This is a genomic window from Nostoc linckia z4 (genome assembly GCF_002608075.1).
GTDB lineage: Bacteria > Cyanobacteriota > Cyanobacteriia > Cyanobacteriales > Nostocaceae > Nostoc > Nostoc linckia.
The window spans coordinates 23,470-45,477 of the sequence record NZ_LAHA01000002.1 but is presented as its reverse complement, the minus strand read 5'-3'; the positions used below and the strand labels follow the sequence as shown (position 1 = coordinate 45,477).

General features: G+C 41.7%; 22 protein-coding genes. 9 read left to right on the top strand and 13 right to left on the bottom strand.

The window, feature by feature from the left end; genetic code table 11:
• Nucleotides 1-67: 67 nt before the first annotated feature.
• Together VF06_RS02525 and VF06_RS02520 are read right to left on the bottom strand one after the other, a co-directional pair.
• On the bottom strand, nucleotides 68-316 hold the full coding sequence (locus tag VF06_RS02525; protein ID WP_099067154.1) for a TIGR02450 family Trp-rich protein: 249 nt from the start codon (nucleotides 314-316) through the stop codon (nucleotides 68-70).
• A gap of 123 nt (nucleotides 317-439) precedes the next feature.
• Nucleotides 440-814 carry a hypothetical protein gene (locus tag VF06_RS02520; RefSeq protein WP_099067153.1) on the bottom strand — a complete coding sequence of 125 codons (375 nt, stop codon included), beginning with the start codon at nucleotides 812-814 and terminating at the stop codon, nucleotides 440-442.
• 520 nt (nucleotides 815-1,334) lie between these two features.
• On the opposite strand from VF06_RS02520, the gene VF06_RS02515 reads away from it, so the two are divergent.
• Nucleotides 1,335-2,177 carry a GAF domain-containing protein gene (locus tag VF06_RS02515; RefSeq protein ID WP_099067152.1) on the top strand — a complete coding sequence of 281 codons (843 nt, stop codon included), beginning with the start codon at nucleotides 1,335-1,337 and terminating at the stop codon, nucleotides 2,175-2,177.
• A 126-nt stretch (nucleotides 2,178-2,303) separates the two neighbouring features.
• Here VF06_RS02515 and VF06_RS02510 read toward each other — a convergent pair whose 3' ends face one another.
• Complete coding sequence (locus VF06_RS02510) at nucleotides 2,304-2,528, bottom strand: hypothetical protein (RefSeq protein WP_099081357.1); 225 nt, start codon at nucleotides 2,526-2,528, stop codon at nucleotides 2,304-2,306.
• A 521-nt stretch (nucleotides 2,529-3,049) separates the two neighbouring features.
• On the opposite strand from VF06_RS02510, the gene clpB reads away from it, so the two are divergent.
• Entirely contained in the window at nucleotides 3,050-5,671 is a 2,622-nt protein-coding gene (gene clpB / locus VF06_RS02505; RefSeq protein WP_099067150.1) for an ATP-dependent chaperone ClpB, read from the top strand.
• A 280-nt stretch (nucleotides 5,672-5,951) separates the two neighbouring features.
• Here clpB and VF06_RS02500 read toward each other — a convergent pair whose 3' ends face one another.
• The gene (locus VF06_RS02500; protein ID WP_099073001.1) at nucleotides 5,952-6,509 is read right to left on the bottom strand and encodes an SRPBCC family protein; all 558 of its coding nucleotides are present in this window, start codon (nucleotides 6,507-6,509) and stop codon (nucleotides 5,952-5,954) included.
• Between the two features lie 467 nt (nucleotides 6,510-6,976).
• On the opposite strand from VF06_RS02500, the gene VF06_RS02495 reads away from it, so the two are divergent.
• From VF06_RS02495 to VF06_RS02485, 3 genes are all read left to right on the top strand, one after another.
• Entirely contained in the window at nucleotides 6,977-7,171 is a 195-nt protein-coding gene (locus VF06_RS02495; protein WP_099073000.1) for a hypothetical protein, read from the top strand.
• Between the two features lie 135 nt (nucleotides 7,172-7,306).
• Nucleotides 7,307-8,152, top strand: coding sequence for a segregation/condensation protein A (locus tag VF06_RS02490; protein WP_099070624.1), 846 nt, complete (start codon nucleotides 7,307-7,309; stop codon nucleotides 8,150-8,152).
• Nucleotides 8,153-8,368: 216 nt separating this feature from the next.
• The gene (locus VF06_RS02485; protein ID WP_099070623.1) at nucleotides 8,369-9,538 is read left to right on the top strand and encodes a nucleotidyltransferase family protein; all 1,170 of its coding nucleotides are present in this window, start codon (nucleotides 8,369-8,371) and stop codon (nucleotides 9,536-9,538) included.
• Nucleotides 9,539-9,689: 151 nt separating this feature from the next.
• Here VF06_RS02485 and speA read toward each other — a convergent pair whose 3' ends face one another.
• On the bottom strand, nucleotides 9,690-11,708 hold the full coding sequence (speA, locus tag VF06_RS02480; protein WP_099070622.1) for a biosynthetic arginine decarboxylase: 2,019 nt from the start codon (nucleotides 11,706-11,708) through the stop codon (nucleotides 9,690-9,692).
• 230 nt (nucleotides 11,709-11,938) lie between these two features.
• On the opposite strand from speA, the gene ndk reads away from it, so the two are divergent.
• Nucleotides 11,939-12,388 carry a nucleoside-diphosphate kinase gene (ndk, locus tag VF06_RS02475; protein ID WP_099070621.1) on the top strand — a complete coding sequence of 150 codons (450 nt, stop codon included), beginning with the start codon at nucleotides 11,939-11,941 and terminating at the stop codon, nucleotides 12,386-12,388.
• Between the two features lie 162 nt (nucleotides 12,389-12,550).
• On the opposite strand, the gene VF06_RS02470 is transcribed toward ndk, so the two are convergent.
• The 8 genes from VF06_RS02470 to VF06_RS02435 all read right to left on the bottom strand — a co-directional run bounded on the left by VF06_RS02470 (nucleotide 12,551) and on the right by VF06_RS02435 (nucleotide 18,883).
• The gene (locus VF06_RS02470) at nucleotides 12,551-13,273 is read right to left on the bottom strand and encodes a TerC family protein (protein WP_099070620.1); all 723 of its coding nucleotides are present in this window, start codon (nucleotides 13,271-13,273) and stop codon (nucleotides 12,551-12,553) included.
• A gap of 544 nt (nucleotides 13,274-13,817) precedes the next feature.
• Complete coding sequence (locus VF06_RS02465) at nucleotides 13,818-14,717, bottom strand: ROK family protein (RefSeq protein ID WP_099070619.1); 900 nt, start codon at nucleotides 14,715-14,717, stop codon at nucleotides 13,818-13,820.
• A 20-nt stretch (nucleotides 14,718-14,737) separates the two neighbouring features.
• Nucleotides 14,738-14,911 carry a hypothetical protein gene (locus VF06_RS40185; protein WP_180267795.1) on the bottom strand — a complete coding sequence of 58 codons (174 nt, stop codon included), beginning with the start codon at nucleotides 14,909-14,911 and terminating at the stop codon, nucleotides 14,738-14,740.
• A gap of 25 nt (nucleotides 14,912-14,936) precedes the next feature.
• A complete protein-coding gene (locus VF06_RS02455; protein ID WP_099070627.1) occupies nucleotides 14,937-15,140 on the bottom strand; it encodes a hypothetical protein in 204 nt (67 codons plus the stop codon).
• A gap of 114 nt (nucleotides 15,141-15,254) precedes the next feature.
• On the bottom strand, nucleotides 15,255-16,151 hold the full coding sequence (locus VF06_RS02450) for an ABC transporter permease (RefSeq protein WP_099070617.1): 897 nt from the start codon (nucleotides 16,149-16,151) through the stop codon (nucleotides 15,255-15,257).
• 282 nt (nucleotides 16,152-16,433) lie between these two features.
• Nucleotides 16,434-17,822 carry a thioredoxin-disulfide reductase gene (trxB, locus tag VF06_RS02445; RefSeq protein ID WP_099070616.1) on the bottom strand — a complete coding sequence of 463 codons (1,389 nt, stop codon included), beginning with the start codon at nucleotides 17,820-17,822 and terminating at the stop codon, nucleotides 16,434-16,436.
• A gap of 115 nt (nucleotides 17,823-17,937) precedes the next feature.
• Nucleotides 17,938-18,135, bottom strand: coding sequence for a hypothetical protein (locus tag VF06_RS02440; RefSeq protein WP_099070615.1), 198 nt, complete (start codon nucleotides 18,133-18,135; stop codon nucleotides 17,938-17,940).
• A gap of 61 nt (nucleotides 18,136-18,196) precedes the next feature.
• Nucleotides 18,197-18,883, bottom strand: coding sequence for a DUF2887 domain-containing protein (locus VF06_RS02435; protein WP_099070614.1), 687 nt, complete (start codon nucleotides 18,881-18,883; stop codon nucleotides 18,197-18,199).
• A gap of 113 nt (nucleotides 18,884-18,996) precedes the next feature.
• Between VF06_RS02435 and VF06_RS02430 the strand changes: the two genes are divergently transcribed.
• The 3 genes from VF06_RS02430 to VF06_RS02420 all read left to right on the top strand — a co-directional run bounded on the left by VF06_RS02430 (nucleotide 18,997) and on the right by VF06_RS02420 (nucleotide 21,914).
• Nucleotides 18,997-19,545 carry a Uma2 family endonuclease gene (locus tag VF06_RS02430; protein WP_099070613.1) on the top strand — a complete coding sequence of 183 codons (549 nt, stop codon included), beginning with the start codon at nucleotides 18,997-18,999 and terminating at the stop codon, nucleotides 19,543-19,545.
• A 297-nt stretch (nucleotides 19,546-19,842) separates the two neighbouring features.
• Nucleotides 19,843-21,171: a class I SAM-dependent methyltransferase gene (locus VF06_RS02425; protein WP_099070612.1), complete on the top strand. Its 1,329-nt coding sequence runs from the start codon at nucleotides 19,843-19,845 to the stop codon at nucleotides 21,169-21,171.
• A 209-nt stretch (nucleotides 21,172-21,380) separates the two neighbouring features.
• On the top strand, nucleotides 21,381-21,914 hold the full coding sequence (locus tag VF06_RS02420) for a type IV pilin-like G/H family protein (protein WP_099070611.1): 534 nt from the start codon (nucleotides 21,381-21,383) through the stop codon (nucleotides 21,912-21,914).
• Nucleotides 21,915-22,008: the final 94 nt, after the last annotated feature.

Below are 22,008 nucleotides of genomic sequence, written 5' to 3'. Positions count from 1 at the left end.
GGGTTTTATACCTGCCTTTTTTGTCACTAATCATTAGTCATTAGACTTCTACAAGAAGTCTAATGATTTAGGATTGCTGTAGTTCGTCAATTTGCTGTAATGTTTGCCAGCCAGCTTGCCACTGGGAGTTATCTTGTAACAATTTGGCATTTATCCAGAAACGAACTTTAGGATCGCAAGCAGCCACCATTTCAGCGTATACCCACTTACCCTGATTTTTACGGTTGACAACTTGGAAGTGTCTCCAGCCATCAACTTTTTTCTGTGCTGTCCACTTAGAACCGAGTAAGTAAGGAAATTTTTGTTTTTTAGTCATTGGTCATTAGTCATTGGTCATTGGTCATTAGAGTGTTGACTGTTGACTGGTGACTGGGGAATTATATTCTCCCCTGCCCCCTGCCCCTCTGCCTCATCTCCCCCATCTCCCCATTCACTCTACTTAACGCGTTACTAAATTACCGTTGCGGGTAAATGTTTGACAATGCAATTCACCATCTTGCTGGACACATAGCGAAAACCATCTGATATGACTCCAGCAAGTGTTGATGTTGTTGGTAATTTTGCGCTTTTTTTTGGAAAGGCGTTGCCTCACAACTTCATTAGGACAGAGAATTTCCAAAGTACCCAAACCATCTTCGCGAACGACAATCCGAAATAGGCAATCTTGCAACATGGCACGGCTGCTGCTGTCGAAGAAACGCTTAAATCGCTGTAGCTTTTCTCCTTCAGTCATTTGACTGATGGGTTTTATTTCAAATAAATCCTCATTCTCTAAGTCAAAGTCATCATCCTCAAAGTCGTAGGGGTCAATCATTTTCAGCATCCACTAGGCGACCTGGAATTATGGTAACTCTGTCTGGGGACAGGGGAGATGGGGAGGCAACGGAGATGAGGTAGAGGGGCAGGGGAGAATATAAGTAGGCCGATGTAAATAATTATTGTTGGGATAAGGCAGGGGGCAGGGAGCAGGGAGCAGGGGGAGAAAGAGTTTGAGCCTTATTTATTTTTCTTTACATAGTTTTGGTTTTATTTCACCGACTTACTTAATTCCTCAGTCAACGGTCAACGGTCAACAGTTATCAGTGAAATTCTCTAAAACTGACTTGTCGTTCTTTATATAACCTTTATACTGTAATTAAGAGTATAGTGACCGAACAATTCGCAATTCGCAGTAACCCAAAGCAGCAGACAAGCAACCCAATTTTCAATTTGCAGATGTAATTGTAAATTGATTAATTTCAGCTTGCAGAAAAACTAATTTAAATTACGAAAAACAACAAAACTGTATTATTGCGAATTTGTTTGACCAGCTTTTTAGATGCCAATTAACACTTATGGGGTTTAACCTACCGCGAATTCCCAACTGGGTGAAAACAGGTGTCAGTTTTATTGCGTCTTTACCGCTTGCAGTTTTTACTAGTATTATTACCACTCAAGTAAATAAAGCTTTTCCAGAAAAGTTTTTGAATTTAATTAATAAACCAGCCCCAGTTCCACTATGGATTTTGGTTGTATTTTTATTAATTACTCTATTACCGCTTTTATGGACTGCAAGACATTATCACAAGGCACATCAAATCGTTATCAAGCTTAACGAATTAGATGATTCGTTACTGTTACTTTTACCTGAGTTGGATGTCAACTCAAATATTCATGAATCATTGAAGCGATTATTAGAGCAATTTATTGAAAAAACACATAATATCATGCCACTTCTCGATGATTGTGGTATTGCTATTTATGCACCAGACCCTAGTAATCCAGAGTTTTTAACTACTTGGTGTCAATCACAATCACCAAATGAATACGGGAATAAAGTACGTTTCTATATTGGTCAAGACCCTAATCAACATCGCGGATGCGCGGGTTGTACTTTCGTGGATGGGAAACGAAGAATTGTACATCTGTCACGAATTAATAAGATGTGGCAGGCTGACGATCCGCAATACATTTTTAGCAAGGATAGAAATCGCCGCATTTTAGATTACATGACATTGATTACTATACCAATTATCGGTCGTACAGATAGTTTAGGAGTTTTGTGTCTTTACAGTAAAGATGTAACAACTTTTGATTCTAAAGCTATTCAAGAGTTGCTATTTGTCATTGCAAATCGTTTAGCAACAGTGATGCTAGTAGCTCGTAATTACCAGCTACAACATTCTACTACTAATTAAAATCACCAAGTGTATGGTTAGGTAAAAGAAAGTAGGGAATAGAGAATCAGGATTTTAAAGTTTTACCAAATTTTTTAGTCATATCAAATCATAGTCCTATATCTGATTTGAGTTAAATATTTATCTTTAATTTTGCCGCCAGGATGATGCCAGAAAACGCCACAGCTTTGGTAGCATTTTATCTTTACTGGCTAATTCTAGTGTAACTGAACCATAATCTGTACCATACTTGCGCTCAGCCTCTTGAAATTGTCTGAGGCTTTTTTTACCGCGCATATATTCTTTAGATTCTTTAATCAATAGAAACTGGCGTTCTTCGGCTGTTAAACCTGTTATTGGCAAATTTTTCACTTTTTTCATCGTTATATAAATAAGGATAAATAAATTTACTGGTTTATTTTCAAAATTTATGCATTTGGTAATAAAAATTTGATAACCAAAGTCATTATTATATCTTTATTGTACTCACGCTATCAACAAAACTAACTATGGTTCTCGAAAAAAGAAACTGGGAAAACAGGCTGTTTCTTTGATTCATGTAGTGTGTCAATTGTCACTCCTGCCAAGAAACTTAGTTATATTCATTGTGCTAGCAATCAGTTAACAGAAATTTACTAATATCAGTAATCAATTAATTTAAATTAAATCTACAGTGGAGAATGTAAGATGCTCGCGGCGATCGCTTTGCTGTGGAGACAAATGTTTCCTCCCCCAGCAACAAAAGCCAAAAAACCACCAAAAGCGGTAATACTACTACTCTAGGAAGACGTGAAGACCGATCCAACTAGGTGCTTACATGTTTTTACAATATTTTTATCAAAGAACATTACTCTGTATGCCTTGTGCCCCTAAAGTGGTTTATCGAATAGCTTATGCAACCTACTAATCCAAACCAATTTACGGAAAAAGCTTGGGAAGCGATCGCCCACACGCCGGATATTGTTAAACAATATCAACAACAACAGATTGAAAGCGAACATTTGATGAAAGCACTGCTAGAACAAGATGGTCTAGCTAGCAGTATTTTGACGAAAGCCAGCGTTAACTTGCAAAAACTCAGGGATCGCACCGATCAATTCATCCAACGTCAGCCGAAAGTGTCTGGTAGCAGTACTTCCGTCTATTTAGGACGCAGCTTGGATACACTACTAGATCGTGCAGACGGATATCGCCAAGAATTTAAAGATGAATATATTTCCATAGAACATTTATTGCTGGCTTATGCTAAAGACGATCGCTTTGGCAAAAGTTTATTTCAAGAATTCGGTTTAGACGAAAAGAAACTAAAAAATATTATTAAACAAATTCGTGGGAGCCAAAAAGTGACCGACCAAAATCCAGAAGGCAAATATGACGCACTGGAAAAATATGGGCGTGACCTTACAGAAGCAGCCCGAAAAGGTCAACTCGATCCAGTGATTGGACGGGATGATGAAATTCGTCGCACCATCCAAATTCTCTCTCGTCGTACTAAGAATAACCCTGTATTAATTGGCGAACCTGGTGTTGGAAAAACTGCCATCGCTGAAGGTTTAGCACAGCGCATTGTGGCTGGTGATGTGCCCCAATCCCTCAAAGACCGCAAGTTAATTGCCTTAGATATGGGCGCTTTAATTGCGGGGGCAAAATTTAGGGGTGAATTTGAAGAACGTCTGAAAGCAGTATTAAAAGAAGTCACCGAATCTGGCGGTAATATTGTTTTATTTATTGATGAAATTCACACCGTTGTTGGTGCTGGCGCTACCCAAGGAGCGATGGATGCTGGGAATTTATTAAAACCAATGTTGGCACGCGGCGAATTGCGCTGTATTGGAGCCACAACCTTGGACGAATATCGCAAGTATATCGAAAAAGATGCAGCATTAGAAAGACGTTTCCAACAAGTTTATGTGGATCAGCCTAGTGTCGAAGACGCGATTTCGATTTTGCGGGGTTTGAGAGAACGCTATGAAAACCACCACGGGGTGAAGATTTCCGATAGTGCTTTGGTTGCAGCGGCGATATTATCGAGTCGTTATATTAGCGATCGCTTCTTACCAGATAAAGCCATTGACTTAGTAGATGAAGCCGCCGCTAGATTAAAAATGGAGATTACCTCCAAACCAGAAGAACTCGACGAAATCGACCGCAAGATTTTGCAATTGGAGATGGAAAAATTATCACTGCAAAAAGAAAGTGATGCTGCATCTCGCGAACGTTTAGAAAGACTGGAAAAAGAAATTGCTGACCTCAAAGAAGAACAAAGTACTCTCAACGCGCAATGGCAATCTGAAAAAGATATTATTACTAAAATTCAGTCCGTTAAAAAAGAAATTGAACGGGTGAATTTAGAAATTCAGCAAGCAGAACGCGATTACGACCTCAATCGGGCTGCGGAATTGAAGTATGGTAAATTAACAGATTTACATCGCAAATTAGAAGCAGCAGAAAGCGAATTAGCAAATGCCCAAAAAACCGGCAAATCTTTGTTGCGAGAAGAAGTAACCGAAGCCGATATTGCTGAAGTAATTTCTAAATGGACGGGAATTCCCATTAGCAAATTGGTGGAATCTGAAAAAGAAAAACTGCTACATTTAGAACATGAATTGCACCACCGCGTGGTTGGACAAGAAGAAGCAGTCACAGCTGTAGCCGATGCAATTGTGCGATCGCGTGCTGGATTAGCCGATCCCAATCGTCCCATCGCCAGCTTTATTTTCCTCGGCCCCACTGGTGTCGGTAAAACCGAATTGGCGAAAGCCTTGGCGGCGTACATGTTCGACACCGAAGAAGCTTTGGTGCGAATCGATATGTCGGAATATATGGAGAAACATGCCGTCTCAAGACTTATCGGTGCGCCTCCAGGATACGTAGGTTATGAAGAAGGCGGACAATTAACTGAAGCAATCCGTCGTCGTCCTTATGCGGTGATTCTCTTCGATGAAATCGAGAAAGCCCACCCCGATGTATTCAATATTTTCCTACAAATACTCGATGATGGTCGGGTTACCGATGCCCAAGGTCATACAGTGGACTTCAAGAACGCTATTATCATCATGACCAGCAACATCGGTTCTCAATATATTCTCGATATCGCTGGTGATAACGCACACTATGAAGAAATGCGCCGTCGGGTAATGGAGGCGATGCGAAATAGCTTCCGTCCAGAATTCCTCAACCGCGTAGATGAAATGATCATCTTCCACGGTTTAAACAAGCACGAATTACGTCAAATCGTACAATTGCAAGTACAAAGACTGCGCCAAAGACTGAGCGATCGCAAGATTTCTCTGAAACTCTCCGATGCTGCTCTTGACTTTTTAGCAGAAGTAGGGTATGACCCAGTGTTTGGGGCCCGTCCATTGAAACGGGCGATTCAACGAGAGTTAGAAACGCAAATTGCCAAAGCCATCTTGCGCGGCGAATTCAACGACGGTGACACCATCTTTGTCGATGTGCAAAATGAGCGTCTTTCCTTTAGCCGTTTACCGGTTGTGGAGATTTTTAGTAGTTGAGGCGATTTTGGATTGTGGGAGGCAGGGAAAGGGGAAGGGGGAAGGGGGAAAGGGAAAAGGGGAAAGGGGAAAGGGCAAAGGGCAAAGGATAGACTTCTAAGAGAAGTCGAGAAAAGGGGCAGGGGAAAGGGGGAAAGGTTTGGTATTTTCCCTTTCCCCTTTAACATGTATTTCTTTTCCCTTTGACCACAAGAGTGCAAAAAGCAATTGATTGCAAGAGGTCTGATATATTTAAAACCTTTCCCCTTTCCCCTTTCCCCTTTCCCCYTTCCCCTTCCCCCTATTGACCTTTACAAAGTACTTGTCGCATTTTCCGCATATTCGCGGGCAATTCAAAGTTCATTGCTTGTTGAATGAAAATTGACGGAATTGGGATATTAGGTGTAGCTTGCACAGTATAAGCGAGTAAAGTGCCATTACCGCAATCTTTGAGTTCTAAATGAGCATCAAAATCCTCAAAAGTTCCTTTTTCCATACGAAATTGGATTTGTTGCCCTAGTACTTCTACAACATTGAGGTAAATTTCCACTTGAGCCGTGAAAAACAGAAAGGCTTTTTGTGCTGCTTGGTACAGGCGCTTGACTTCACCGCGATGTATTACTTCACTCTTGGTAATATCGGGGAAATACTGCACCCAGCGCGGGTAATCGGTTAATTGCTGCCAGACTTGCGATCGCACCATCGGCACATACATCCAAGCTGTGACAGCGCCACCCCATGCTTTGTGCGATCGCGTTTCGACTAAAATTTCACCCTGTACCAGTAACCTTTGCTTGTCTTGACTCCAAGCCATATCTGAACCTGCAATAATTGAACTTAAAATATGAGACGCAGACATAATGATTTCACTAACTCCTCAACTCATCCACCTAAAAATGTTGAAATTCCAAGCCATCAAAACTTGATTCAACCCAACCCACTCAATTTTAGTTCCAGTTTAATACTTGTCCTTTCCGGAAACTGTTATTTTTGGTAATTATTTCAGTCAGTTTACTGGTAAAACTGTATTTCTAAACACAATTAACACAATCAACACTTAAGTAAAAATTTATCAAAGCAATACTCATAAATAAAAAATCAACTTTTTAACAGCTAAAATGGCACAAATACCAAGTAACATCCAGGGTCAAGACTAATTCTAGAAGTTTTCACGGTGGTAACTTGCATCCACCTTAATGAAATTTTAGTAATTAGCCTCTGCGAATTTTTGCGTGTTATTTCTGATTAAACTGAAACTTCATTGTATTTTCATACTGAAATATCAACACTAAGTCCAATGTCTGTTGAATTGAGAGGAAAACTTAAGTGAGTCAATCATCCTTAAACCGTAGATTAATTCAGATTTTCGGAGTTCTTCTGGGTATGAGTTTCGCAGTGTGGATACTCCGAGGCTTTGGGATTCTGACTTTTATTCCGGGTGGAGTGATTTGGCTACTGTTACTGGGGGCGATCGCGATCGCGATTATTAGTTATGCTCAAAGAACTTGGTGGCGTTTTTAATTATTGGGTATGTTGACTGTTGACTGTTGACTGTTGACTGGGGAATTATATTTTCCTTTGCTCCCCATCTCCCCATCCCCCCATCCCCCCATCTCCCCATCCCCCATGCCCATTTAATTAACCTAGTACCTGCTGATGGAAGCTTCCGAGCTATTAGAAACAATTACACTTTTAATTCATCAAGCCGAGCAGGGGGAAATTGACCCTTGGGATGTGCAAGTAATTGAGGTGATTGACCGTTATATAGAACTGATGGCACCAGAGGCAATCAGGAAAGGCTATGAAACAGACTTGTCTCAATCTGGACAAGCCTTTTTGTCAGCATCAATGCTTGTATTGTTCAAAGCCAATACTTTAATGCAGTTGTCAACAGTAGAAGATGTACAAGATGGTGTACTAGATGATGCTCTATTGACAGATGAAGACGGTGTATACCATCATGGCCCTCGGCTACCATTAGAACGGCAATTGCGTCGTCGTCCAGCAGCTATGCCACCGCCAAAACGCCGGGTAACTCTGCAAGAGTTAATCGAGCAATTGCAAATTATGGCGAACCAGCTAAAACTCGTAGAGAAAACCAGCAAACCTGCACGTCCCAGGCGTCAGCCTAGTATCCAAAGTATGCGGCAGGCTCTAGAGTTGGCTCACCAGGAAAATCTGACAGAAGTGGCTGGAGAACTAGAGCAGGTTTTGAAATTATCGTCAAAAGAACTATGTTTAGAGCAAAATTGGTTGAATTTAGAACAACTTGTAGATTTGTGGACTCACAGGAGCCAATCATCTCAAAATGAGTCTGGACACCATTCTGAACACAGTCATTTAGTTAGCGTTTTTTGGGCGCTATTACTACTGTCGGCTCAATCTAAAGTAGAGCTGTCTCAAGAGGAATTTTACAATGAGATTAAAGTCCGCTTACTCACAGATTCAGCTAACAATTCCCCAGCTTGTGAGCAGCCAATTAACTCAGTAAGCCATAACTAGCTTTAACGATAGTTTAGAGATTTTTGCGTCAGCTTCAAAATCCGAGTAAATTGAAAAGATAAGCGATCGCTTGTCATCTAAGTGTACCTATGGTTGCAATAACTACTAAATTATTGTTATCCCTATTTCGAGGGATAACTTAGAGCAGAAATAAAAATGATGATTAAGTATCACTCAATGAAAGTAAACTGGCTTGTGGTTGAGGAATAAACTTTTATGAAAGCGATGATTCTCGCGGCTGGCAAGGGTACTCGCGTGCGTCCCATTACGTACACTATGCCCAAACCGATGATGCCCATCCTGCAAAAGCCAGTGATGGAGTTCTTGCTGGAACTATTACGCCAACATGGATTTGACCAGATATTGGTCAATGTGAGTCATTTGGCTGAAGAAATAGAAAACTATTTCCGCGATGGTCAGCGGTTTGGGGTACAAATTGCCTATTCTTTTGAAGGGAAAATAGACGACGACGGTAAACTGGTGGGTGAAGCCATTGGTTCGGCTGGAGGAATGCGCCGCATTCAAGACTTTTCACCATTTTTTGATGACACTTTCGTCGTGTTGTGCGGTGATGCTTTGATTGACCTGGATTTAACTGCCGCAGTTAAATGGCATAGAGCTAAAGGATCCATCGCTACTATTATTACGAAATCTGTCCCCAAGGAAGAAGTTTCTAGTTACGGTGTGGTTGTTACTGACGAAGATGGCCGTGTTAAAGCTTTCCAAGAAAAACCATCAACTGAAGAAGCCCTCAGCACCAACATTAACACCGGTATTTATATCTTTGAACCAGAGGTATTTAACTATATCCCCTCTGGCGTTGAATACGACATTGGTAGCCAGTTGTTCCCCAAACTAGTGGAAATCAAAGCTCCATTTCATGCGATCGCTATGGACTTTGAATGGGTAGATATTGGTAAAGTACCAGACTATTGGCGGGCAATTCGGGGCGTACTGTTGGGTGAAATCAAAAATGTACAAATTCCCGGTTATGAAGTCGCCCCTGGAATTTACACTGGCTTAAATGTTGCCGTCAATTGGGACAAAGTCGATATCACAGGCCCAGTTTACATTGGTGGGATGACAAGAATAGAAGACGGAGCAAAAATTGTCGGCCCAGCAATGATAGGCCCCAATTGTTGGATATGTAGTGGCGCAACTGTAGAAAACAGCGTCATTTTTGAATGGTCGCGCCTCGGCCCAGGCGTCCGCCTAGTCGATAAGCTAGTGTTTGGACGTTACTGCGTTGATAAAACCGGCGCTTCAATAGATGTCCAAGCCGCAGCATTAGACTGGCTGATAACCGATGCTCGTCAAACAGTACCATCCCATACCCCTGTTGAACGACAAGCAATAGAGGAATTGCTGGGGACAAGCGCGAATTAGGGCATAGGGCATAGGGCATTGGGCATGAGAAGAGGACAAGGGAGACAAGGGGGACAAGGTAGCAATCTTTCTCTCCGAAGTTCTGAGCGGAGGTTTCCTCCGCTCAGACTTCTCTCCTTGTCTCCCCCCTCTGCCTTGTCTCCCCCTCTCCCTAACTATTTAGATAAGTGTATCTTCTGAGACTCTGCTCGTAGGTTTGTAGGAGTCGCTGGGATTCCGCTAGAGTGATGCGCTTTTCCTCTAAGGCTTTTTCGCAACGCTGACGGATGTTTTCCACCATATCTTCAGAATCATATTGAACGTAGCTAACCACTTCACTCATGGTGTCGCCTTTGACTACGTGTTCTATTTGGTAGCCTTTGGGCGTTAATTGGATGTGAACGGCGTTGGTATCGCCAAATAAGTTGTGCAAGTTACCCATGATTTCCTGGTATGCTCCATTGAGAAACATACCCAAGTAATAGGGTTCTCCAGCTTTATAGGGGTGGAGTTCTAAAACTGATTTGACATCGCGCAAGTCAATAAAGCGGTCTATTTTACCGTCGCTGTCGCAGGTCAGGTCTGCTAAAATTCCCCGGCGCGTTGGTTCTTCGTCCAAACGGTGGATTGGCATGATGGGAAATAACTGGTCGATCGCCCAACAATCTGGTGCTGATTGAAACACTGACATGTTGACGTAATAGATAGAAGCCATGATTTTTTCTAGGTCTTCCAGTTCGTCTGGTACGTATTCTTGCTGTCTAGTAATGTTTAAAATCTTATGACAACAAGCCCAGTAGAGACGTTCGGCTTTGGCTCGTTCCCTGAGGCGTAAAATTCCCAAATTAAAGCGGCTGATGGCTTCTTCTTTGAATTGTGCCGCGTCGTGGTAAAGCTCTTGGTAATTTTCTTTGTTGATGGATTGGTAGCTTTCCCAGAGGTAATTAATGATTGGGGATTCTCCCTCTTGGGGTGGTTCTGGCGGGTCGAGGGGGACATCACTGGTGCTGAGAACGTCAAAAATCAGTACAGATTGATGGGAAGCGATCGCTCGTCCACTTTCACTAATTAGTGTTGGTACGGGAATTTGCCGTTCAGCACAGGTATCTTTTAACTCTGCCACAATATCGTTGGCATAGTTTTGCATATTGTAATTTTTCGATGCGTAGAAGTTGGTTTGGGAACCGTCGTAATCTACACCCAAACCGCCACCGACATCGAGGTATTTCATGTCTGCCCCCAGCATTGCCAATTCTACGTAGATGCGACTGGCTTCTTGGATGGCATCTTTAATGACATTAATGGCAGAAATTTGTGAGCCGATATGGAAGTGCATCAGCTGTAAAGAATCCAGCAGATTAGCTTCCCGTAGCTTGTCAACTGCCTCGATGACCTCTGGCATAGTCAAACCAAATTTAGCGCGATCGCCACTGGAGGTTCCCCACCGTCCCATACCTTGAGTGCTGAGTTTCGCCCGGACGCCCAAAATCGGCTTAATTCCTAATTGGCGATTGGCTGCAATCACCAAATCCACCTCTTCAATTTGTTCTAGAACAATGATTGGTGTTTGTCCTAGTCTTTGGGCTAACATTGCCGTTTCAATGTATTCCTGGTCTTTATAGCCATTGCAAACTAACAATGCTCCTGGTGTATCCAGAATCGCTAAAGCAATCATTAATTCTGGCTTAGAACCGGCTTCTAAACCAAATTGATGGGGCTTGCCGAATTTGACTAAATCCTCAATCAAATGCCGCTCTTGGTTACATTTGACAGGAAACACGCCACGGTAGACACCAGGGTAGTTGTAACGGGCGATCGCTTTAGCAAAACAAGCGTTCAACCGCTCAATCCGGTCTTCTAAAATATCGGAAAAGCGAATCAGCATGGGTAATCCCAAATTGCGCTGCTTCAAGGCGTTGACTAATTCAAACAAATCTAGAGAACCCCCGCGATCGCCTTTTGGCGCAACGGTAACATGACCAGCAGCATTAATGGAAAAATAAGGTTGTCCCCAACCTTCGATGCGATATAATGTTTCGCTATCCTCAATTTTCCAGGAGCGAGGTAAATCTCCTGTGTTCGTACTTGGTGGTAACAGCTTTTTTTGTTGATTCTTTTTCACTTCGGATTTGTGTCCATTGGACGGTAGTAGTACCACCTCGTCAGATGTAGCAGTTGACTCAACACCCATTTCTTCCTAACCTCTGTGTTTCACCCACGAATTAACAATTTAGCGCATTCGTTTCAGAACCGATATGCACCCAAGGTTAATTTCTGAGATAAACTCTGATTGGTCAAGGTCATGTCTTATTTGTGATTGGTGATTCGCCATTAGTCATGAGTGCAAAACCCTTGAATAAAGGACAAAAGACAAAGGACAATTGACTAGATAAAAACTTTATTAAGTTTTGGGAGATAGCTTTGGAACGCACATTTTTAGCAATTAAACCAGACGGCGTACAACGCAAATTGGTGGGTGAAATTATCCGTCGCTTTGAAACTAAAGGTTTTACCCTAGTTGGTTTGAAGTTCCTCAAAGTCAGTCGGGAATTAGCCGAACAACATTACGATGTTCACAAAGAACGTCCCTTTTTTGGTAGCCTAGTGGAATTTATTACTTCTGCACCCGTTGTAGCGATGGTGTGGGAAGGAGATGGCGTTGTTGCAGCTGCCAGAAAAATCATTGGTGCAACAAACCCCTTAACAGCCGAACCAGGAACAATTCGCGGCGATTTTGGTATTAATATCGGCCGCAACCTCATCCACGGTTCCGACGCTCAAGAAACCGCCCAACGAGAAATAGCTCTCTGGTTTAAGGATGAAGAATTAGTCAATTGGCAACCCCATTTAACGTCCTGGTTGCGCGAGTAGGAAAATAGAGAGACAAGGGAGAGGGGGGAGACTAGGGAGACAAGGAGAGAAGTCTGAGCGGAGGTTTCCGACCATCAGAACTTCGGAGAGAAAGAAAGATTGCTACCTTGTCCCCCTTGTCCCCCTTGTCTACCTTGTCTACCTTGTCCCCCTTGTCCCTTCTTATTTCGGTACTTCAGTCTTTTCCTGTTCTACTTGCGGCAATTCAACGCCAACCCGTTTGGCAAATCCCCAGCCTAATATCAGGAAAATGGCTGTAATCATTGCCCATTCTGGTGGGACTAAATTATCGTTGACTACTTTTAATAACAGTCGCAAGCCCACTAAAGCCACAGTTATATAGCCTGCATCTTCTAGATTTTCATACTCATCTAGCCAACGGATAAACAATCCCGCCATAAATCGCAGCGTAAGAATACCGATTGTGGCACCGGTCAGCACTAGCCACTTTTCTTGAGAAACAGCGATCGCAGTTGTGACGCTATCCAAGGAAAATGCTAAATCTGTAAATGCAATCACAGGGATGGCTTGCAATAGGGAACTAAAACGCGGCCCGTGATGATGCTCGTCCTTGCCTTCTTCTGAGGTAAAGTGTTGGAATACCAGCCATAGCAAGTAGGCAGCGCCCAATAATTCAAATTGCCAGAATTGTTGTACCCAAGTGGCAGTAAGAATCAGGGTAATTCGCAACACATAGGCAACCACTAAACCAAAGTTTAAAGCTTTACGCTCAAGTTCTTTGTCTTCTAATCCTTGGGCGATGGCTGCAAGGGCAATGGCATTGTCAGCAGATAGCACCGCTTCTAAAAACACCAGTATCAGCAAGACTATCGGGGCTTCAACACTGAAATGAAAGTGGAGGTAATCAAAAATTCGGTCTAGCATTCCAATTTTCTCAAGCAGGAAAAAGTTAAAATTTGACAGGAAACAGAGATTTTTTTATTCAAGATTGCAGTAAATTGCCACCTCGATCCAGCTTAACGTGGTTCTGGTGGATTCTGAAGAGGGTTCAATTGGTGCGTTCCCCCTACTACTGGCTCATTTAGGGTGTAAGTCAATACACCGAAAGTTTTAATATTTTTCCAATGTTATGTCAATGCAATGCCATCATCTGGCATCTAAGTAATTGTGCAGAATAAATGACTTAAGCAACTCCAAAAAATCAATTATTTCCGTTCAAGCGTTCACAGTTAACAGTCAACAGTCAACAATGAACAATCTTATATATAGGACTTACGCAACGCTGATATTGTCATTGCGACCGAAACGGAGTGTAGGGAAGCAATCCCAGCGTTAGGGGGGATTACTTCTCTACGAGACGCTGTGCGTAGCTTGGTTCTTTGTAGTAGTACGCTATCGCTCGTAATGACCCAATTACGTTATTTTTGCGTAAGTCCTGATATAGAATATTTTTTTACTTGAAAGTCCCTTATTCCATAAGTTCTGAATATTTTTGCCATGCCAACTTTGCTGCACCCACCATCCCAGCAAATTTTCCTAACTGGGCTGGCAAAATTTGTAAACCCTCTCGTGATAAAGGCTGCACTCGCTTCTCAACTTCTGCCTTGACTGCTGGATAGAAAAACTCAAAGCTACCACTGATACCCCCACCGATGACGATCGCTTGCGGTGTTAGCACATAAACCAAAGTTGTCAAACCAATCCCCAAACACTTACCATATTCTTCCCAAAAAGTCAAAGCTTCGCTGTCTCCTTGTTGGGCAAGGATACCCAATTCGATTGGTTCCTTGAGAGTACGGCGACGAATGGCAGTAGCAGAAGTATATTGTTCCAAAGAACCTTGATTGCCGCTATTGCACATTGGCCCCTCAGGGTTAAATGAAATTAAACCGAGTTCTCCAGCAGCTCCTTGGTGTCCAACAAATAATTTGCCATTGAGCATAACTGCGCCACCAACCCCAGTCCCTAAAGTCAGAAGAATCAAATTTTGAAATTGGCGACCAGCTCCCAACCAAGCTTCTCCCAAAAGAGCGCAATTAGCATCATTGCCAATTACAGTTGGTTTACCAGTTTTAGCTTCCAACCAATCTGCTAGAGGTACATCAATCCATCCAGGTAAATTAATAGCAATTTTCGCAATCCGCGCTGGCGCATCAGCCGGGCCAGGAGTTCCCACACCAATGGCAACACTTTGATTATCTGGATCGATTTGAGCGATAGCATCTAGCAACACTGCCAGCACAGCCTCCGGTGTTGTTGGTTGTGGAGCTGTCAAAGTCAAAGATTGCAGGCAAGTACCATCAGCTGTAAAACGCCCCAGCTTAATCGCTGTTCCCCCCACATCAATGCCAATTACGTCATTAGTCATTAGTCATTAGTCATTAGTCATTAGTTATTGGGCATGGGGCATTGGGCATGGGGCATGGGGTTAGTTATTCTCCCTTGTCTCCCTTGTCTCCCTTGTCTCCCTTGTCTCCCTTGTCTCCCTTGTCTTCCCCATCTCCCACCCTGCGGGTTCGCGCTAGCGTCTCCCAAAGAGAAGCTAAAGCTACATCTTTCCACCCTCCAGTTCAAAATCGACAATTCCTCACGGTTTTGGGATTTTGGTACGAAAATATTCTAAATTTTCTGTTTTATTGGGTGCGAGTCGTAAGTCAGCAACAGTCGTGGTACGAATATTTGATTGCTCTTGCCAAGTTGTAATTGGAGTACCTCTTAAGATACCAGCAAGGGCTACTGAAAGCATAAACCCGCCAGTAGCGGCGGCAATTAATGTCAGGTTATCTTTCACAAAAATCTCTCTTTTAGTATTTGTCATTAGTTATTAGTTATTAGTCATTAGTCATTAGTCATTAGTGGAAAACTAATTACCAATGCCCCATGCCCCATGCCCCATGCCCAATAACTACTTTCGGATTCTATTTTCTCTTCGTAAACGAGGATTGACAAATTCATTTAACCCTTCACCAAGTAGTGATAACCCTACTACCATGCATGTCATTGTTAAACCAGGGAAAAGGGTAGTCCACCAAATGCCAGTAGGTAAAGCTTCTAGTGCTTGTTTTAAATCGTATCCCCATTCTGGCACTTCTTCTGGAAGTCCTAGCCCCAAAAAGCCCAAACCGCCCAATACTAAGATTGCATCGGCGGCGTTGAGGGTGAATAGTACCGGTACACTTTGAATGACGTTGAAAAATAGATATCGAGAAAGCACAGTCCAAGTAGAAGCACCCATCGCTTGAGCGGCTTCGATAAACACTTCAGTTTTGACGCTAACGGTATGGTTGCGGACAACTCGGTAATATTGGGGAATGTAAGCAATGCTAATGGCGATCGCTGCATTAAAAATCCCACGCCCCACCACAAAGGCCAGTGTCACGGACAACAGCAGCCCTGGTAAAGTGTAGATGCTATCCATAATAAACAGCAACGCTTTATCCAATTTACCGCCGAGATAACCACTGAGCATCCCCAAAGGCACACCGATAATCATACTCAATGCGGTTGCCAAAATCACCACTTGCAAAGCAGCTTGAGCGCCGAACAATGTGCGAGAAAAGACATCATAACCCAGACGGCTAGTACCAAACCAATATTTAGCCGATGGTGGCTGGTGAATTGGATTTGACAGAAAATCTTTCGGATTTTGCAACCATCCCCAAGCTTGGAATACAGGAGCGAAGAATGCCAGGAAAATGAAAAATAGGGTAATGGCTAACCCTATCAGCATGAGTTTCTGGGAAAGATTGGGATTTTTAGCGAACTGGAAAAATATCGGCAACTGCCGTTTTGTAATGGCCATAAAGCAAGTTAGGAGTTATGAGTTATAAGTTATGAGTTATAAGAGTAATTTTGTCAACTCAAAATTCAACACTACCTTGGAAGATGTTTGAAAAGTCCTGTTGTTGGTAGCAAAAAATTTTAGCTCCCCCTAAATTCCCCTTAAAAAGGGCGACTTTAAGAAGTTTTCCTTTTTAAAAGGGGCTAGGGTGGATTGAGACGTACTGAAAATCACATCCGACCACTTTTCAAACCATCTCTAACTCCAAACTCCAAACTCCAAACTCCTAACTCCCAACCCCAATTACAGATTACTTTCAATCAATTGCCGATATTCGCTCTTTTGCTTCACGCCTTTGACTTCCTTCAACAATTCCTTGTTTTTGAACAATTGAACGGTTGGCGTTCCAGTAACGTTAGCATTTTCAGCAATTTCTCGGTCTTTGTCGATATCAATTTCTACAAAGTGGATTTTGCTGTCAAATTCATCGACTACTTTATTTAAAATTGGCTTCAAGGTATGACAAGGGCCGCAACCAGGAGCAACGTATTTCACTAGGAGTAAGCGATCGCTTTCATGAAATAATTTCCGTAAAGCGTAACCACCTTCATGGCGAGTTGCACTCAAGTTAAATCCAGCTTCTTCCTCAGCTTCGGTCTTTTTAGCTGGCTGATGTTGTAATTCGTTATCTGTTGTTTCTGGCTGTTGATGGAATTCTTGAATCAAGCCACTGGAAGATAACCAACGTTCTGCCAACATCGCCGCCATACAGCCAGTACCCGCAGCGGTAATTGCTTGGCGAAATTCATGATCTTGTACGTCGCCAGCAGCAAAAACGCCTTCGACGCTGGTTTCTACAGAACCCGGTTTGGTGACAATGTAACCTACTTCATCCAGTTCCAATTGTCCTTTAAATAAGGAAGTATTGGGAGTGTGACCAATGGCGTAGAATAAGCCTTTAGCACTGAGTTTGCTCTCTTGGCCGGTTTTGGTGTTGCGGATTTTCACTCCTTCCATGTGACCGTTACCGAAGATATCCACGGCTTCTGTGTTCCAATGCACCTGGATTTTCGGGTTGCTCAAAACTCGGTCTTGCATAGCTTTGGAAGCCCGCATTTTATCAGAACGCACTAACATGTTTACCTTAGAACCATACTTGGTCAGGTAAATAGACTCTTCTGCTGCTGAGTCGCCAGCACCAATCACAGCCAATTCCGCACCGTGAAAAATCGGTGTTGCACCATCGCAAATTGCACAAGCTGAAATACCCCGACTCCAAAATTCATGTTCGTTGGGTAAACCCAAACGTTTTGCTGTTGCACCGGTAGCAATGACGATGCTGTTGGTTTTGATTTCTCTTTCTTGCGATCGCACCGTAAATGGACGCTGACTCAAATCAACTGATATAACATCTTCAGTATATAGTTCAGCCCCCCAGCGCTCTGCTTGGGCCTTCATCTTATCCATCAATTCCGGCCCGGTAATCCCTTGGGGAAACCCAGGAAAGTTTTCGACTTCCGTCGTCGTCATTAATTGCCCACCAGGCAATCCCCCGGCTTGGAAACCTTCAAATACAACGGGTTTCAGGTTAGCACGTCCAGCATAAATAGCCGCTGTGTACCCTGCTGGCCCAGAACCGATAATTACTAAGTTTTCTACTGTGGGATTACTCATGACAATATATAAACTCATAACGACTACGCTTAATATAGCATAACAAATTAGGATTGGCTATATCAGATGGGAAGCGGTGGGAAAACGCCTACAGTACTGTGCGCTCAATACTTGCCAAAAATGCTCTTAACTACTACAAGTTTTCTCGCAGATATTTCCTGATAATTTCAATATCTATTTCTAGGAATTCTGCCATTTCTTGAACACTCATACCTTTATCAACACATTTTGGGGCTAATTTCAATTTTGTTTGTAGTTCTGTTTTCGCCTTTATCTTTGCCACGATATTCTCGAACAATTCACTGTTTTTGAATTCATCTAAATCTAGCATGGCTTCAATTGACCCTAATATTATGATGTGCCAGTAGCGTAACTCATGATATTTTGAACCACTAAGACTGTTCTTGTAGATATTTCTTGATAATTTCAGCATCTACTTCTAAAAATTCAGCTATTTCTTGAACGCTCATACCTTTATCAACACATTTTGGAACTAATTCTAATTTTGCTTCTATTTTTGTCTTTGTTAAGATGCTCTGGTACAATCGAGTTTTTGTGAATGCATCTAAATTTAGCATGGCTTCAATTTCCTTTAAAGTCACTTGAGCTAAAGAAATAGCTTTAGTAGGTGGCTCTATAAAGAGTTTAGCAATTCCTCTCGTCAAGGAATCATCAGTTATAGTAGAAAGTTCATTCAGATAAATGCAGCGTAGATGTTGTTCGACTAAAACTTGATAGCGGGGATGGGGTGGGGTTTCATGGATGCGTTTGTCGTAAATAACAATTGCGTACCAGTCTGAGTTGGCTGGTTTATATTGACGAAAGTAAACAAAAATTTCCCCAAAAAGTCGTTCGTAAAATTCTTCATCTTTGTATGTTTGTAACTCTACAAAGTATAAAGGTTCATTTTCAAATCCCTGGATAGTCGAAAAGATCCCGTCTAAACGAAATGATTGTTGTTTGACTTCCGGTGCAATAAATGTGTAGATATTGGGATTAGTATCAGGTTTATCAATAAGTTCAAAAAATATCTGTGGTAGTTCCTTAATCAGTTCATAAAAAATTACATCTGTTTTCATTGATGCTACTAATGGCAAGCTATACAGGCGTTGTTTATTGAATACAATACATTCTAGCTTTCAGAAGTTGAGGTACGTATGATAGATATCAAAGCCTTATTTGGTGTATTATTATGTCCCTCACCATCAGGGATTTAGAGCAGCTACAAACCGAGCATCCAGAATGGCAGATGGAACTGGTAGAGGGAAAAATCATAGTTTCTGGGCCATCAGATTACGAGTCAGAGGAAATTGGCACTCGTCTAATTACCTTCTTAAATAACTGGGTCATGTCGCGCAAACTGGGACGTGTGACTGGTTCTGGCGCTGGTTTTATCTTGCCAAGTATAGAAGAAGACGACTTGGAAAAAAGAAACCTGCGATCGCCTGATGTGTCTTTTGTGAGGAGCGATCGCTTGAAAAAGACCAAGCGCGACTTTGTAGAGTTAGTTCCAGACTTGATGGTTGAGATTAAATCTAAAAGCGACAGAATTAAACCCCTGGAAGAGAAAATTCAGTTATTTTTGCAACTTGGGTCTGTAGTTGGCATACTGATTGATCCTGACAATTTGACAGTAACGGTTTACCGACTAAACCAAGCCCCAGTAGTGTTGCACAATGGAGACACACTTACACTACCAGACTTGCTACCAGGTTGGGAACTAGCGGTATCAGAACTGTGACCACCTGAATTTGAATAAGTTACTCCACAAAAAAAATTGAAAATCTACTCAGGTAGGCAAACTCATATTTTTAAGTTGTGGGCAGTGCCGATCCCACTCTTATTGAAAAAGTTTCAGGTTTTCAATACATAGATTTTGAGATTGTGATAGAAGTTCTTAGAAGTTGGGAATACTCAAAGTTGGGTGTGCCACTAACTTGGGCAGCATAGAAAATTTCCCGTGATGCCGTAGTTACACAAATGAATTTTTGTAGCGGTGGAATGCACCATAAAAAAATTCGTAACAGGAGCAATTTCAATGATTAGCCCAACATCTGAATTATTAGAAAAAATTCGTCAACAATTTGATGCTTCTCCTTATCCCAGAGTTCCTCTAGATAAATCTCCTAAAGATAATATTAGTTCGCTATACATTCATAACTTAGTGACACCTTATTATTTAAGAAATCAAAAAATTACTGAACCTAAAGGAAAAGTAATTTTAGATGCAGGATGTGGAAGTGGATATAAATCATTAGTTTTAGCGGAAGCTAATCCAGGTGCGAAAATTGTAGGAATTGATATATCAGAAGAATCGATTAAATTAGCTCGAAACCGTTTGGAACATCACGGTTTTGACAATGCAGAATTTCATGTATTACCAATTCAAGAATTAGCAAAACTAGATTACAAATTTGATTATATTAATTGTGATGAACTGCTGTATCTGTTTCCTGATATAGCTGTTGCCTTGCAAGCAATGAAATCCGTTTTAAAGCCTCATGGAATTATTCGTAGTAATTTACATAGTTCAATACAAAGATTTAATTATTTCTGCGCTCAGAAAGTTTTCACAATGATGGGTTTAATGGATGAAAATCCAGCAGAATTAGAAATGGATATTGTAGTTGAGTTTATGAAAGCTTTGAAAGATAATATTCATCTCAAGGCTAGGACTTGGAATTCTGGTTACGAAGGAGAAGATGGCAAAGAGCGAATTTTAATGAATTACTTGTTCCAAGGAGATAAAGGTTACACCATATCTGATATGTTCGCTGCTTTGAGAACTGCCGATCTAGAGTTTATCAGTATGGTTAACTGGCGACAGTGGGACTTAATGAAGTTATTTAAAGATCCAGATAATTTGCCTGCTTTTGTGGGTATGAGCTTACCAGAAATATCTATAGAAGAACAGCTTCAATTATTTGAACTGATACATCCTGTTCATCGGCTAATTGACTTTTGGTGCGGTCATTCCAACCAAACAAATTTTATCCCAGTTTCAGAATGGACTGACTCTGATTGGCAAAGTGCGAAGGTGGATTTACATCCTCAGTTAAAAACTCAGAATTTTCAAGAAGACCTCATAGCCTCTGTGACAGAGTGCAGAATATTTCCCATCAGTAACTATTTATCGTTTGTTGAAGAATTTATCGGTATAGATAGTTCATTGGCGCTTTGCTTATTACCTTTGTCAGAGCAATCTCAGCCAATCAATGCTCTGGTGGAACGCTGGAAACAATTTAGACCTTTAGATCCTGTAACCTTAAAGCCTACAGATGAAGAGCAAGCCTTTTATATAGTGCAACAGTTACTACTAAGGCTGGAAAGTCTAGGTTATGTAATGTTGGAGCGCCAATCTAGTTGATACAAAAATTTTCTCTGGAATACACTGGGGACGCACATCTGTGCGTCCTATCGCGTAACAATCCATAAATGTGTAGCGGTGGAATGCAGGGTATGAGAAAGATTATTGCTTAGTCAAAAATTTTTTTATTGGTCTGATAGGAAAGCGATCGCAGGTGGGTAAGTTACATTCAGAACACACAAGCACTTCCTACCCCAGGGAAAACACTTATGAAAAGCGAATTGAAAGCAAAGTTTCTCCAACACATCATCGGCAAAAAGAAGGAAAACGAAGGTTTTACACTTATTGAATTACTAGTAGTAATTATTATTATCGGGATTTTGTCAGCTATTGCTCTACCTTCTTTCTTGAACCAAGCTAACAAAGGTAAGCAATCAGAAGCTAAACAGTACTCAGGCTCCATGAACCGCTCTCAACAAGCATTCTTCCTAGAAAATGGTGAATTCACTAGTGAACTGAATAAATTAGGGATGGGTATTAGAAGCCAAACTGAGAACTACATATACGAAATTAGTGGAAATTCGACTGGCGTTGCTAACAATGGTAGGTCTCTAAAAGCACCACTGAAATCCTACGTAGGCGTTGTGGCTTTGTCTACACAGGGAGGTACTAGTGAAGCAACCACTTTGGCAGTTTTGTGTGAGTCTGATGCAGTTGGTTCGCAAGCGACAGCATTGGCTCCAGCATTTGATGGCACACAACCCTCTTGTCCAGCCAACTTCGCGCAACTGAAGTCTAAGTAAAATACTTAGTCGGATCAAATTGATTGAAACATCCATAGAGTGGGTAGTATATACTACCCACTTTGATTTTTTTTTAATTCCTGCAATAGTACTT